Below are 14553 nucleotides of genomic sequence, written 5' to 3' on the forward strand. Positions count from 1 at the left end.
GGTCTAGGATTTTTTCTTTAGAAATCAGAATTATTCACCACCAAGAGAACATTCGAAGTTGGATTTATCGACAGAGCAACGTGCTTTCTTAAGAACAGACATCATCTCTTTGTCATAAATACCTTGTTTAGTGAGATCCATACGACCATCACGAAGTAGTTTTTGATATTTCAGCTTTTCTTCAGCTGAGAATTGCATTTTGTACTTAGCAGGAATTTCACCCTCTAAACGCTTGATCATTGCGTAGCTTTTCGGTAAGTTTTTAACAAACCAATCACGTGATTTTTGACCAAACCCTTCAGGGAATTTTTCAGGCTTCATCACAAAGTTTGCTGTAATGTGTACTACAGGGAAATCAAACATTGCCCCTGTATTGCCTAAACCTTTATAAATTTCAAGAGGCTTATAGGCATATGCTGGTGCACCCACCATATCCACTTGACCATTATTGAACTTCGCAACAAAGTTCGAAACATCAGAGCCGACTGCTTGAGCACCGACACGTTGCACCATAATTTTTTGTGCTGGATCATAGCTTAATACTGCGAATTTCTTACCAGCGGCTTTTTCAATAGAATCAATTTTTTTATCACGCACGAAAATATATGCCGCGCCTAGTGGTGCAATACCAGCAACTTCATATTTTTTCCCGCCGAGATTTGTGACCATCTTTGCAGCATTACGTTTGTCTAAAGCAAAAGTAATCGCACGTTGTGCAATTGCATTTGATGGTGCGCCACCTAAAGAGTCAATCGAACCCACAAACTTGTTATATTGACGAGAACGCATCGCTGTTAAGAAAACAGCATCACACTTACCTGCTTTAAAATCATTATCGGCTACAGCCTCATCTTGACGTGGAATCAGATTGATATCTGCACCCCAGCCCTTTGCTGCCAATGCCCATTCTTGAGCCATTTGGAAAGATTCACCAGACTTACCGAGTAAATCAAATACACACACATCAACCTTTGCTTGAGCAGTTGAAACCATACCCATGGTTGAAGCCGCCAATAAAGCCAGAGTTGTTTTTTTCATTCTTAGTTCCTTTTAAGCATTTAAATGGATTCTTTTCCATGACAAAAATTTTAATCACTCTCTATTTAAAAAAATAGAGCTATTGCTCTATTTTTTATTATTCAATTATAAATTATTGAATTCTATAGTTTTAATTATTTATTAATTTCGTAAATGCTTATTTAATTATCTTTATATTTCATATAATAAATAGAATATGTGACTTCAAGCACATCATTTTATTCAAATTAATTACCAAAAAATGACTTAAGATTTTAGATTGATACAAAAAAAGCACTCCTAAGAGTGCTTTTTTTAACTTATAGCATTAAGCATCAATATCTGCATTCAATGCATTCTCTTCAATAAATGCACGACGTGGTTCAACATCATCACCCATGAGACAAGAGAACATGCGATCTGCTTCAATTGCATCATCAATCGTCACTTGAAGCATATTACGATTTTCAGGATCCATCGTGGTTTCCCAAAGCTGCTCTGCATTCATCTCGCCCAAGCCTTTATAGCGTTGGATCATCATGCCACGGCGTGAATCTGCCAATACTTGTTGCCATACTTGATGGAAGTTAGCAACATTGACTTTACGCTCACCTTTTTGCAAATAAGCCCCGTCTTCAAGTAACGTAAACCAACTCTTTGAGTTTTGAAGTAAACGTTTATATTCACCTGAACCCAATAAACCAGCATCTAATAAATAGTGATGAGGAAGGTTGTGTACATACACTGTTAAACGTGGCCAATAATGTGTTTCACGTGAACCATCTGCGAGTTCTTTTTCGAATGCTTCGAGCGTGAATTCAGGTCTTAAGCTTGGCTGTTGTGTTTCAATTGCTTGACGCAATTGCTCAGCCCAAGACGTCACATAAGCTTCATCTTGATTTTGATCTAATTTAAATGCATCTAAACCAAGTAAAGCATCTAACAAAGTTGCAGGATAACGAATCGTTAATCGCTGTAAGCTTTTTTGTGATGTCTGATAATCAGCAATGACTTTTGCAAGCGCTTCACCACGAATCGCAGGTGCGTCAGCACTGATATGTAATGCCAACTCATCAATTGCATTCGAAATTAAATATGTTTCAAGCGCATCATTATCTTTAATATACTGCTCTTGCTTACCTTTCTTTAATTTATAAAGTGGTGGCTGAGCAATATAAATATGACCACGTTCCACTAATTCCGGCATTTGACGGAAGAAGAAAGTTAATAACAGCGTACGAATATGTGAACCATCCACGTCCGCATCGGTCATAATAATAATTTTGTGGTAACGTAATTTGTCTGGATTATATTCTTCACGACCGATACCACAACCTAATGCTGTAATCAGTGTTCCGACTTCAGCAGAAGAAATCATCTTGTCAAAACGAGCACGTTCCACGTTTAAGATTTTACCTTTGAGCGGTAAAATCGCTTGCATTTTACGGTTACGACCTTGTTTCGCTGAACCACCTGCTGAATCACCCTCGACAAGATATAGTTCAGATAAAGCTGGATCTTTTTCTTGGCAGTCCGCCAATTTACCAGGAAGACCTGCTATATCAAGCGCACTCTTACGACGAGTCATTTCACGTGCTTTACGCGCCGCATCGCGTGCACGTGCTGCATCAATAATTTTACCCGCAATTGATTTAGCTGCAGCTGGATTTTCAAGAAGATATTCTGAAAAAGCTTTATTCATTGCTTGTTCAACAGCAGGTTTTACCTCGCTCGATACCAATTTTTCTTTGGTTTGAGAAGAGAATTTTGGATCAGGAACTTTCACTGAAACAATTGCTGTTAAACCTTCACGTGCATCATCACCAGAAACCGCAACCTTCTCTTTTTTGAGTAAGTTTTCGTTTTCCATGTAGTTATTTAGGCCACGAGTTAAAGCAGCTCGGAAACCAGCTAAGTGAGTACCACCATCTTTTTGAGGAATGTTATTGGTAAAGCAACGTACGTTTTCTTGGTACGTATCATTCCATTGCAATGCAACTTCAACACCAATGCCATTATCAGCTTGCGTGGTAAAGTGAAAAATATCGTTAAGATGCGTTTTGCCTTCGTTAATGTATTTAACGAATTCTGATAAACCACCCTCATAATCAAATACATGTTCTAAACCAACACGTTCGTCACGTAGAACAATTCGAACGCCCGCATTTAAAAATGACAGTTCACGTAAACGACGAGCTAAAATATCGACATTGAAAATGGTCTGACTGAATGTTTCAGCACTTGGATAAAAACGTACACGTGTACCCGAACGATCTGTATCGCCCACCACCTTTAAAGGGTATTGAGGGTCACCATGGCGGTATTCTTGTTCATGAATTTTACCAGCACGATGAATTGTGAGTTCCAGTTTACTAGACAAAGCGTTTACAACTGAAACACCCACACCGTGTAAGCCACCAGAAACTTTATAGCTGTTGTCATCAAACTTACCACCCGCATGAAGAATCGTTAAGATCACTTCAGCAGCAGATACACCTTCTTCAGGGTGAATATCTGTGGGAATACCACGACCGTTATCTGCGACAGAAACAGATTCGTCTTCGTGAATGGTAACCAGAATTTCATCACAGTGACCAGCAAGGGCTTCATCAATCGAGTTGTCCACCACTTCAAACACCATATGGTGTAAACCAGTACCATCATCCGTATCACCAATATACATGCCTGGACGCTTACGTACTGCGTCTAAACCACGTAATACCTTGATGCTAGAGGAATCATAAGCCTTTTCAATGGTTTGTTCTGTTTGAGAAGCAGCTTGATCTTCTGAACTCATGGTTACTCCCTAGTGAAAAAAAGGTCTATCCAAAGATGGAGAAAACTTCAAAAAATTATTGCACAACAACTTGAACAGAACCGTTTTCAACATTGAATAATTGATAGGAAATAGACAAATCATGTAAATGCTTTTGTACAGATTCATGGTCTAAAGTGGTAATGAAAACTTGACTACCAAGTTGGCTCAATCGCTCAATTAAACGTTGTTGTGCGGTTATATCTAATTCTGCTGTCACATCATCTAATAATACCACAGTTTCCTTATTAGACGCATGCAACATTGCGATCTGTGACAATTTTAAAGCCATGATTAATAATTTTTTTTGCCCCCGTGACAGTACGGCATCTGCATCTCCTGTTGGGGTTTTTAACTTTAAATCTGCACGGTGTGGACCATATTCTGTATAGCGTCTTTCGCAGTCTTTTTGATGATACAAAATCAAGTCTTCAGCCAAGCCATGTTCCACATGAAAGCCTGCTGCATACTCCATATGGATCTCGATATCTGGTAATAGTGTTTTAAGATCTTGCTGAAAAAATATCTGCCACTGTTCAACAATAGCCTGACGTTGTAAATGCAATATTTCACCGTACTCACTCAGCATTTTGTTCCATGCTTCTAAATCTTGCAGCATCAGATTACGTTTTGATTTTAATAAGCTGTTTCGTTGTTTTAAAGCTCTAGAATAAAATTGCCATGCATAATAAAAATCTGGTTCCACGTGAAACATTAACCAATCAAGCAATTGTCGTCTTGGTTTAGCTCCGTGATCAATAATATCTGTACTCAGAGGGTCAATAAGCTGTAATGGTAAGATCTTGGCTAGCTGTCCCTGCGTAGCAATACTGTCCCCATTCACTTTGATGTTTTGCTCACCCGTAATGAGCTTTTGCATACCTATCTTTTCAGTAGCAGACTGTGCAAATACAATCGCATCTTGCATTTGATTTTGAATGTAATGTTTAGGAATATGTGTACGAAAAGATCGACCAGTGGCCAATAAGTGAATTGCTTCTAATATAGACGTTTTTCCTGAACCATTTTGTCCATAAAAAACATTAAACGGTTGCAACTCTTGGAGTGCAACCGCTTTTAAATTTCTCACACGCTGGATATTTAAACGCGTAATGAACATGACCAGATCAAACTAAATCAAAAACAACATTAAACACGCATCGGCATGACGACATAAGTTTGATCTTGATGAGCAGGATCTTGAACCAATACAGATTGGTTTGCCTCAGTCATCGTCATTAACACATCATCACCGTCCAGCACATTCAATACATCCAAAATGTATTGTGCGTTGAATGACATTTCCATAGGTGCATTATTGTATTGAATCGCAAGATCTTCAACTGCCTCATCTTGCTCTGGATTATTGGCACGAAGTTGCAGTGAATCTGGATTGAAGTTTAAAAATACACCACGTAATTTTTCATTACTCAGAATAGCAACTCGCTGTAATGATTGTTTGAAAATATCATGTGCAATCGTAACTGTTTTATCACCGCCACGAGGAATAACACGTCGATAATCAGGGAATTTACCATCAATTAATTTTGTAGTAATACGAACAGTAATATCACCCTGCTCTTTATCACGGCTTGGAATTGTCAAAGTAACATTCAGCAGTTCACGACCAATTAACAACGAGAGTTGATTATCTTCGATACTCAATAGACGCTGTAATTCACCGACCGCTTTACGAGGCACAATTGCTTGCACTAACTGCGAAGCATTCGAACTGGCCAATGTTTCACAAAGAGCAAGACGATGTCCATCTGTCGTCACTGCACGAAGCTGATTTTCATCAATTTCCAGTAAAGTGCCTGTAAGATAAAAACGGACATCCTGAACAGCCATCGCAAAAGAGGTTTTTTCAAATAATCGTTTTAGTTCACGTTCAGTCACCTGAACTTGAGTCCCTTGGCTATTTTCAGTCGTTAATAAAGGGTAATCCTCAGCAGATAATGTTCCTAATACAAAGCGGCTATTACCAGATTTCAAAATACAACGCTGGTCTTCTGTGATTTGTAAATCAATAAGTGCTGCTGTCGGCAAAGATTTACAGATATCCATCAATTTACGTGCGGGTACTGTGGTTTGACCTGCTTGTAAACAGGCTCCCTCTACAAGCGTTGTACTCGCCACAAGTTCAACTTCAAGATCGGAACCTGTAATCGTCAGTGCATCTTGAGTAACCTGAACTTTGACGTTTGAAAGAATATTTAACGTATGGCGACGTTCTACAGCACCTACAACATGAGACAAAACATTGAGTAAGCTTTCTTTCGCGATCTTCAAACGCACGATGGATTTCCTCTAAAACAGTATATCGACGACAGACTAAAACACTTTAATCATGTACTATGCGGCAGAATATGCCGCATTGCAAGAATAGAATTTAAACAGATTTAGCTTTGTAATAAGCGCATTAAATTTTTGTAATCTTCATTAAAGATAGGATCTTCAGCACACAAACTCTGCACTTTTTCACAGGCATGCATGACTGTACTGTGATCACGACCACCAAATGCCATGCCAATTTCAGGAAAACTGTCGCCCGTTAATTCACGCGCAAGCCCCATTGCTAACTGACGTGGTCGAGCATAAATACGAGTTCGTTTAGGTCCAACCAGCTCTTTCAATGGAATACGAAAATATTCACTGACTACACGCTGAATATTTTCGGTGCTAATCGTACGAGCACGAATCGCAAGAACATCTTTCAGTGATTCACGCACCACATCTAAGTCGATTGGTGTCCCTTTAAAACGAGAAATCGCGACGACTTTATTTAATGCACCTTCAAGTTCACGTACGTTTGCCACAACCTGCTGTGCAATAAAGAGCGCACAGTTACGAGGCAAATCGATACCATTACTTTCAGCTTTTTTAAGTAAAATCTCAATTCGAGTTTCAATATCAGGCGGTTCTACCCCTACCGATAATCCCCATGAAAAGCGAGATACCAAACGAGGATCTAACTCGGTCAACTCTTTAGGATAGCGATCTGAGGTTAAAATAATTTGTTTAGATTCATCTAATAAGGCATTAAACGTGTAAAAAAACTCAACCAAGCTGGCTTCTTTACCTGCAAGTAAATGGATATCATCAACTAAAAGTAGATCTAGTGAACGGCAATTCTTTTTAAATTCTTCGACTTTACCTTGTTGAAGTGAGCTCACAAAATCCTGAACAAAACTTTCAGCAGTCATGTACATCACACGAGCATTTGGTTTAGCTTGTAATAAAGCATTACCCACTGCTTGCATCAAATGTGTTTTACCTAAACCGGTCGGACCGTATAAAAATAACGGGTTATGTTGAGGTTCGCCTAACTGAGTTAACACTTTACGGCAGGTTTCTGCCGCCATCTGATTTGAACGCCCTTCGACGAACAATGCAAAATTAAACAGAGGATTTAATAATCGTTTTTTTGATGTTTTTGCATTTTGCTGCTCATTGCTTTCTTTTTTTGCTCTGACTACAGGTGCTGCTGCTGAAGACTCAAGCGCTGCAGTTGTTGTCGCTGGTTGCTCTGAAGCAGATAAAATCGCGCCTGGTCGTGAGTCGACTAAAATTTCAACTTTACAAACACGTCCTTCAGACATTTGTTCTGCAAGAATGCTAATTAATTCTAAATGATGTTCTTGAATATAGCGTGTCCAGTAAGGATTAGGTGCATAAAGCTTTAAAACACCATCTACCTCTTCGGCAACCAATGGACGTATCCACATTGCAAAGACATTATCTGAGAGCTCTTGTCGCAAGCGATTTAAGCAGTCTGTCCACAGCATGTGAAACCCCTCATTCCATTTAAATTTAAAAACAACCCCATGAGATTGGGGAGGCAATCATACCCAAGTTATCCACATATGTCATGAGTAATTTTGAACTTTAACCACAAATAATCAAATTTAAAAGTCTAAATTTAAATTTAAAACAGGGTGTGGATAAGGTTTTCCACAAACTGTGGATAAATAAAAACAATAACTTATCCACAATCTATAAAAAATATGGAAACATAGTTATCAACAACCTAAGTATATATATTTTAAAAAAAATAATGCCTTATCCATAGAAAATTACAACCCTAATAATAATAAATTTAAATTTATAAATTTGAATTTATTTAATAAGATTCTGTTTTCTGTGGACAATCACTCCTTGTGTTTAAATTTAAATTCAAATTTAAAAATCAGCCATAATTGAATTTCATCTTGTGTATAAGTTTATGGATATTTCTGTGGTTAACTCAAATACTATAATAAAAACATATATTTATTTTGTGTATAAATAGATTATTTAACAAATTTGTATCTTTCTCAGAGTCAAGCAACTTTCATCAAAAGTGTTACACAATACTGTTTAATATTGACAGAACAAACAATGCACAATACAATCGCGAACCTTTATAGAACACCAACTTTGGAGTTTCGATATGAAACGTACTTTCCAACCATCTGAATTAAAGCGTAAACGCGTTCATGGTTTCCGTGCTCGTATGGCGACTAAAGCTGGCCGTCAAGTATTAGCTCGTCGTCGTGCAAAAGGTCGTCACAGCTTAACTGTTTAATACCAGTTTAGTTTATCGACGATTTGGGTGTTATGACACTTTATAGTTTCAGTCCAGAGGTGAGAATCCGCTGTGCTGCAGATTACAAAGGTGTATTTGATGGTGCGCTTTTTAAAGTGCATCAACCCCATTTCTTATTTTTAGCTACACCAACTAAACAGCCTAAAAGCCGTTTAGGTATTGTTGTTGCTAAAAAGAAAGTGCGCCGTGCACATGAAAGAAATCGAATAAAACGTATTGCTCGCGAAAGTTTTCGCTTAAATCAGCAAGATATAGATTTATTGGATATTGTGGTCATGCCTAAGGTAGGTATTGAGTCGATTCCGAATGCTGAATTGCATAAGCAATTACAATTTGCATGGCAGAAGCTACAGCGTCTTGTAAAAAAACATCATAAAATATCAGTTCCCTCTCCTCAAAGTTAGAGGTGGCCAATGGTCCGTATATTGCATTGGTTGATTCGTTTCTATCAAATTGCGATTAGTCCGCTCCTTGGACCTCGTTGCCGTTATTTCCCAACTTGTTCTCAATACTCGTTAGAAGCTATTCATATACATGGCCCGATTAAAGGTGTCTGGTATGCAACGCGACGGATTTGTCGTTGCCATCCGTGGGGTGGAAGTGGATATGATCCTGTTCCCAAAAAAGCAATTCGTTTTATTTCATTTCAGCAAATAGATTCTCAAATGACTCACGTTACTGTACCCTTGCGTGAGCGTTTATTGAACCAAAAATCACTCTAACCAATTGGGGTAATCGATATGCAACAATGGGCCAGGTTTGCAATTCTCGGGGCCATGTTTGTCACCGCATATTTGCTTATTCTTGCTTGGCAAAAAGACTATGGTCAAACTGAAACAACTGCTGCGACAGCACCTGCTGCCGTCGTTGCCCAAGATGTTTCTGCTGATCTGCCAACGAGCCAAACGACAGCGGGTTTAACTGATATTCCGCAAGCAAATATTGCAGCTGAACAACAAGACACAACTACACCTGCAACAGCAAATCAACAATTAGTTGCTGTTCAAACTGATTTATATCATCTTTGGATTAACCCTAAAGGTGGTGACATTGTCCGTGTTGAACTACTCAATCATGATAAAAGTAAAAATAGCGAACAACCGTTCGTTATGCTTGAAAATGATGAGAAACGTACTTATGTCGCTCAATCAGGTTTAATTGGTTTAAATGGACCTGACAGTAGCCGTAGTGGACGTCCAACATTTGAGTTTGAAAAGTCGACTTATACTTTAGCTGATGCTCAAGCAACCACCAATAAAGATGGTGAAGCTGAGAAAGTGTTAAAAGTACCAATGGTATTAAAAACGGCTGATGGTGTTGAAATCATCAAAACGTTCACTTTCCAAGAAGGTGCATATCCAGTTAACGTAAGTTACCAAGTGATTAACCGTAGTCAGCAAAACTGGCAAGGTCAAATGTTTGGTCAAATCAAACGTGATAACTCTGAAGATCCAGGTAAAACTGATCAAGGAATCTTTACACTGGGCACTTATTTAGGTGGTGCTTGGGGTACACCTGATGAGCACTATAACAAATTAAAATTTGATAATTTTAATGAAGAAAAGTTAAGTGTTGAGGCTCAAGGTGGTTGGGTTGCAATGGTTCAGCATTACTTTGTAAGTGCTTGGGTACCTGGTAACTTTGGTAACCAGCCGTATCCTGCAAAAATGGAGTCACGTAAATCTGCTGATGGTATGAATATCATTGGCTTTACTTCGCCTACCATTAATGTGCCAGCTGGCAAAACAATGACTGTTGATGCAACATTCTACTCAGGTCCAAAAATTCAATCTGAATTAAAAGACTTGGCAACTGGTTTAAATCAAACGGTTGATTATGGTTGGTTATGGCCAATTGCGAAATTGCTATTCTTAGGTTTGCAATTCTTCCATGGCATTGTTGGAAACTGGGGTTGGTCAATTATTCTGTTGACAATTCTTGTGAAACTTATTCTTTGGCCTCTTTCATCTAAGAGCTATCGCTCTATGGCGAAAATGCGTGTGATTGCACCAGAAATGCAACGCATGAAAGAAGAGTTTGGTGAAGACCGTATGCGTTTCTCACAAGAAATGATGGCACTTTATAAGCGTGAACAAGTCAATCCATTATCTGGTTGTTTACCTTTACTTCTTCAAATGCCAATTTTCTTGGCTTTGTATTGGGTGCTCATGGAGTCTGTTGAGTTACGCCACGCTCCTTGGTTAGGTTGGATTCAAGATTTATCTGCAATGGACCCATGGTTTATCCTACCATTGTTGATGGGTGTGACGATGTATGTTCAACAAATGTTGAACCCACAGCCGACAGATCCAATGCAAGCAAAAGTCTTTAAGTTTATGCCGATTATTTTCACGGTGTTCTTATTGTTCTTCCCTGCTGGTCTTGTGCTTTACTGGATTGTCAACAACTTGATCACGATTCTTCAGCAAGGTCTGATCAATAAGAGTGTTGAGAAAGCTCGCTTAGCAAAAGAAGATACAGCATCTATGAACTAAGTTTTGTTAGTAGCTGAATCGATCCGCTTAAGGTGATATCCTTAGGCGGATTTTTTTTGCCTTGCTTTGAGATCATTTCAATGACGAACCTACAACATCAAACCACTATTGCTGCGATTGCAACACCGCCAGGTCGTGGAGGTGTAGGTGTAATTCGACTGTCTGGTCCTAAGGCATATGCCATAGCAGAGGCTTTAACTGGTAAGGCACTCGGTCCTGCTCGTTATGCTGCATTTCGTCAATTTCTTGATGCGAATGGGCAAGTCATGGATGAGGGTTTGGTCATTTGTTTTCCAAATCCGAATTCTTTTACGGGTGAAGATGTAGTTGAGTTGCAAGGTCATGGTGGACCAGTGATTCAAAATACATTATTGGGCCGACTGTTAGAGCTAGGCGCAATTGCAGCAAAAGCGGGTGAGTTTTCAATGCGCGCTTTTGAAAATGGAAAAATGGATTTAGTCCAAGCCGAAGCAATTGCTGATTTAATCGATGCTACTTCACAAGCAGCTGCTCGTTCTGCAGTACGATCATTACAAGGTGCATTTTCGTCCAAAGTAAATACGGTATTAGAAAAACTCATTCACTTACGATTGCATGTTGAGGCGGCGATTGATTTTCCGGAAGAGGAAATTGATTTTCTTGCAGATGGAAAAATTTTAGCGTTATTGGAAGATGTGCAAGCATCAGTGGGTGCAGTACAACAATCAGCACGCCAAGGTCAACTTCTGCGTGAAGGTTTACAAGTGGTGATTGCAGGGAAACCCAATGCAGGTAAATCGAGTTTATTAAATGCATTGGCTGGTGTTGAACGTGCGATTGTAACGGATATTGCAGGTACAACGCGTGATGTACTACACGAGAAAATAAGCCTAAATGGTTTGCCAATTACCCTGACGGATACCGCAGGTCTGCGTGAAACGGGAGATATTGTTGAGAAAGAAGGTATTCGTCGAGCGATTAAAGAAATAGAAAATGCTGATCTCCTACTCTTGGTTTACGATTTGAGTCAAGGTGAAGATCCGATGCATTTGGCAGATACCTACTTTGCTAATTATATCGATCCTAAACGCTTAATTTTAATCGCTAACAAATGTGATTTAGTAGATAGTGAAGCTAAAGTTGCTGATCTCCAAGGCTTTAGACACATTACGGTCTCAGCCAAGCAAGAAATGGGTGTTCAATCGCTTGTAGATGCGATTACAGCACATGCAGGCTTTCAGCCTGAAGAAGATACCTTTATTGCAAGAACACGCCACCTAGACGCAATGAAGCGCACTCAATCTTATCTTGCGGAAGCTCGTGAACAACTTGTTGTTTACCATGCAGGCGAGCTTGTCGCAGAATCGTTACGTCTCGCACAGAATGCATTAGGTGAAATTACTGGTGATTTTAGTGCGGATGATTTACTCGGAAAAATCTTTGGCTCTTTCTGTATCGGGAAGTAAACGAGTTTTTATCTGTGGTTTAAAAAGCCCAGTAATGGGCTTTTTTGTTAATTGGCTAAAGGTAACTTGCTTGACTTAACCCTCATCTGCTTTATGAATAAAACAATCAATAAAATTGAAATTGCAATACAGAACCAAATCACTGCATTTGTAAGCCCAAAATGGTCAGCTAAATATCCTACTGCTAGGATGGGTAGAATTGTTCCGAGATAGCCGATAAAGAGATAAGTAGACATGACGGCGGCTCGATTGTGAGGTGTGGTCATGTGATGAATAAGCCCGAAAGCCCCAAGTAAAGCTAAGCCATGTCCAATCCCAAACAGACCATCGCTTAGGAAGAATAACCAGCTGATTTTAAACTCCATACAGAGGAATAAAGCGATCACACTAATGAAGCAAGTCATGATACCGAGTAATAGGCTGGATTGCGGTTTGATTGATCTTGAAAAAAATTGTGTCGCAGCTGAAATCAGTAAAATGACAGTAATGGCAGAACCACTAATCAGTGGACCGTGCCAAGGCAAAATGTCTTTAACAAATGAAGGAGATAGTGAGGCGTATAAACTAAATCCTGCAAAAACAGCAAATGCAGTCAAGCTCAGTATAAAAAATTGAGTGCGATCATGTGATTGTGGTGTTAATAATTTGGGAGCAAAATTAAATTTTTGCACATCAAAAGGTATAGGTTTGAGTGTAAGTAGACTAAAGAAGCAAAATATTGAACCTATCACAATGGGTACATAAGGTATTACCAAAGGATATGCAAAAAATTCAGCAAAGAATCCCCCAAATAAAGGACCTAAACCAAATCCAACAGCAGTAATGATTGAGCTTAATTGTGGTGCAATTTGTTTGTGGGAAGTTGGAACAGTTTGAATAAGCCCAATAAGAGCAGATGTCGTCATCAATCCAGATGCAATACCAATGATAAATCTTCCCCATGAGAGAGACATGACATCGCTCGAAAAGATAGACATTAACAAGCCAATGGTGATAAAAATAAGCCCAAGTTGCATAGTTTTTACATAACCAATGGTATTACTGGTTCTGCCCAAAAACAGTAAAGTGGTCAGGCACCCTAGCATGTAGGAAACGAAAATAAAGGTGATATCGCTCGGGTTTAACCCCCATAATTCTTGGTAAATTGGATAAAGTGGGCTAGCAAGCGCTGTTCCAATGGTGCCGATACAGAGTGCGATACTTACGAGAATAAAATCTCGCCACGATTGGTTTTCATTCATTATTTGTCTTATAGAACAGCAGTGCTGATACGATGATTCATTAGTCTATGTCGACTGTTAAGCATGAGTCAATTATCTTCAATCAGTTAAAATTCAACTGTCATATTTGGTTTCACGTGAAACAATTTTTGAGGTTTAAAATTACATAAAAACTGATCTTTGTAGAAAGTAGAAGATTAGAATAAGCAATAATATCCATCAAACATATGCTCAACTTATGTATAAAAAATTTTTAATCAGTGCTTTACTTGCACTGTCTACAAGTTCTAGCTTTGCGAATATTGAATTGCTTCAGCAGAAAATTAAAACGCAACATCCAAAATTGAATATTCAAAATTTACAAAAAACTGACATGAAAGGTTTCTATAGCGGATCTTTAGACAATCAGATTATTTATATTGATGAAGAAGCTAAGCATTTATTCTTTGGATCAATGATTCGTATCGAAGATCAAAAAAATCTAACACGTGATTTGGTGCTGAAACATAATTCAGTAGACTTTAAACAACTTCCACTTCAAGATGCCATTAAGACTGTAAGGGGGAATGGTAAGCGTCAGCTCGCGATCTTTTCTGACCCAAATTGCCCATATTGTAAGACGCTTGAAAATAATTTAAGCCAGTTAAAAGATGTGACAATTTATACGTTTATGTATCCAATTAAATCTCAATCGATCCAGCCCTCTAAACAAGTTTGGTGCTCCGCAAACCGTGAGTTTGCATGGAATGCCCTTTTACAAAAGAATCAACAACCAACAGCCCAAGCTGATTGTTCAAACCCTATTGAACGAAATTTGGAACTTGGACGTCGTCTAGGTGTTCAAGGAACGCCAGCAATTATTTTTGAAAATGGATTTAAGGTAACAGGCGCTTATCCAGCTTCAGAAATTGAAAAAATTTGGAAAGAGCTGAACTTATAAAATCTAGTTCATAGAAATGAAAAAAAGCACCTT

General features: G+C 38.7%; 11 protein-coding genes and 1 pseudogene. 6 read left to right on the forward strand and 6 right to left on the reverse strand.

Annotated features, from left to right (window positions below; translation table 11 throughout):
• Nucleotides 1-30: 30 nt before the first annotated feature.
• The 5 genes from AC1M9P_RS14295 to dnaA form a co-directional block, all read right to left on the reverse strand.
• The gene (locus AC1M9P_RS14295) at nucleotides 31-1038 is read right to left on the reverse strand and encodes a putative solute-binding protein (RefSeq protein ID WP_180029024.1); all 1008 of its coding nucleotides are present in this window, start codon (nucleotides 1036-1038) and stop codon (nucleotides 31-33) included.
• Nucleotides 1039-1345: 307 nt separating this feature from the next.
• Complete coding sequence (gyrB, locus tag AC1M9P_RS14300; RefSeq protein ID WP_035268615.1) at nucleotides 1346-3814, reverse strand: DNA topoisomerase (ATP-hydrolyzing) subunit B; 2469 nt, start codon at nucleotides 3812-3814, stop codon at nucleotides 1346-1348.
• A gap of 55 nt (nucleotides 3815-3869) precedes the next feature.
• The gene (gene recF, locus AC1M9P_RS14305; protein ID WP_092768706.1) at nucleotides 3870-4952 is read right to left on the reverse strand and encodes a DNA replication/repair protein RecF; all 1083 of its coding nucleotides are present in this window, start codon (nucleotides 4950-4952) and stop codon (nucleotides 3870-3872) included.
• Between the two features lie 29 nt (nucleotides 4953-4981).
• The gene (gene dnaN / locus AC1M9P_RS14310) at nucleotides 4982-6130 is read right to left on the reverse strand and encodes a DNA polymerase III subunit beta (protein WP_092768709.1); all 1149 of its coding nucleotides are present in this window, start codon (nucleotides 6128-6130) and stop codon (nucleotides 4982-4984) included.
• 104 nt (nucleotides 6131-6234) lie between these two features.
• Nucleotides 6235-7620 (reverse strand): chromosomal replication initiator protein DnaA, encoded by a 1386-nt coding sequence (gene dnaA, locus AC1M9P_RS14315; RefSeq protein WP_092768712.1) that lies wholly within the window; start codon nucleotides 7618-7620, stop codon nucleotides 6235-6237.
• A 644-nt stretch (nucleotides 7621-8264) separates the two neighbouring features.
• On the opposite strand from dnaA, the gene rpmH reads away from it, so the two are divergent.
• The 5 genes and pseudogenes from rpmH to mnmE all read left to right on the forward strand — a co-directional run bounded on the left by rpmH (nucleotide 8265) and on the right by mnmE (nucleotide 12360).
• Entirely contained in the window at nucleotides 8265-8399 is a 135-nt protein-coding gene (rpmH, locus tag AC1M9P_RS14320; protein ID WP_000831329.1) for a 50S ribosomal protein L34, read from the forward strand.
• A gap of 32 nt (nucleotides 8400-8431) precedes the next feature.
• On the forward strand, nucleotides 8432-8824 hold the full coding sequence (rnpA, locus tag AC1M9P_RS14325) for a ribonuclease P protein component (RefSeq protein ID WP_035268604.1): 393 nt from the start codon (nucleotides 8432-8434) through the stop codon (nucleotides 8822-8824).
• A gap of 9 nt (nucleotides 8825-8833) precedes the next feature.
• Nucleotides 8834-9155 (forward strand): annotated as a pseudogene (gene yidD / locus AC1M9P_RS14330) (membrane protein insertion efficiency factor YidD).
• A 5-nt stretch (nucleotides 9156-9160) separates the two neighbouring features.
• Nucleotides 9161-10915: a membrane protein insertase YidC gene (gene yidC, locus AC1M9P_RS14335; protein ID WP_481588057.1), complete on the forward strand. Its 1755-nt coding sequence runs from the start codon at nucleotides 9161-9163 to the stop codon at nucleotides 10913-10915.
• Between the two features lie 80 nt (nucleotides 10916-10995).
• Complete coding sequence (gene mnmE, locus AC1M9P_RS14340) at nucleotides 10996-12360, forward strand: tRNA uridine-5-carboxymethylaminomethyl(34) synthesis GTPase MnmE (protein WP_092768715.1); 1365 nt, start codon at nucleotides 10996-10998, stop codon at nucleotides 12358-12360.
• 47 nt (nucleotides 12361-12407) lie between these two features.
• Here the strand turns inward: mnmE and AC1M9P_RS14345 are convergent, their stop codons facing one another.
• Complete coding sequence (locus AC1M9P_RS14345; protein ID WP_481588058.1) at nucleotides 12408-13601, reverse strand: MFS transporter; 1194 nt, start codon at nucleotides 13599-13601, stop codon at nucleotides 12408-12410.
• A 217-nt stretch (nucleotides 13602-13818) separates the two neighbouring features.
• On the opposite strand from AC1M9P_RS14345, the gene AC1M9P_RS14350 reads away from it, so the two are divergent.
• Complete coding sequence (locus AC1M9P_RS14350; RefSeq protein ID WP_481588059.1) at nucleotides 13819-14520, forward strand: DsbC family protein; 702 nt, start codon at nucleotides 13819-13821, stop codon at nucleotides 14518-14520.
• Nucleotides 14521-14553 lie beyond the last annotated feature (33 nt).

The sequence above is a fragment of the Acinetobacter sp. 25-47-122 genome (assembly GCF_056779695.1).

What these genes read in the sequence shown, in the direction of transcription:
- AC1M9P_RS14295 (WP_180029024.1), bottom strand. Translation starts at nt 1,038, where the DNA reads ATGAAAAAAACAACTCTGGCTTTATTGGCGGCTTCAACCATGGGTATG.
- gyrB (WP_035268615.1), bottom strand. Translation starts at nt 3,814, where the DNA reads ATGAGTTCAGAAGATCAAGCTGCTTCTCAAACAGAACAAACCATTGAA.
- recF (WP_092768706.1), bottom strand. Translation starts at nt 4,952, where the DNA reads ATGTTCATTACGCGTTTAAATATCCAGCGTGTGAGAAATTTAAAAGCG.
- dnaA (WP_092768712.1), bottom strand. Translation starts at nt 7,620, where the DNA reads ATGCTGTGGACAGACTGCTTAAATCGCTTGCGACAAGAGCTCTCAGAT.
- rpmH (WP_000831329.1), top strand. Translation starts at nt 8,265, where the DNA reads ATGAAACGTACTTTCCAACCATCTGAATTAAAGCGTAAACGCGTTCAT.
- rnpA (WP_035268604.1), top strand. Translation starts at nt 8,432, where the DNA reads ATGACACTTTATAGTTTCAGTCCAGAGGTGAGAATCCGCTGTGCTGCA.
- yidC (WP_481588057.1), top strand. Translation starts at nt 9,161, where the DNA reads ATGCAACAATGGGCCAGGTTTGCAATTCTCGGGGCCATGTTTGTCACC.
- mnmE (WP_092768715.1), top strand. Translation starts at nt 10,996, where the DNA reads ATGACGAACCTACAACATCAAACCACTATTGCTGCGATTGCAACACCG.
- AC1M9P_RS14345 (WP_481588058.1), bottom strand. Translation starts at nt 13,601, where the DNA reads ATGAATGAAAACCAATCGTGGCGAGATTTTATTCTCGTAAGTATCGCA.
- AC1M9P_RS14350 (WP_481588059.1), top strand. Translation starts at nt 13,819, where the DNA reads ATGTATAAAAAATTTTTAATCAGTGCTTTACTTGCACTGTCTACAAGT.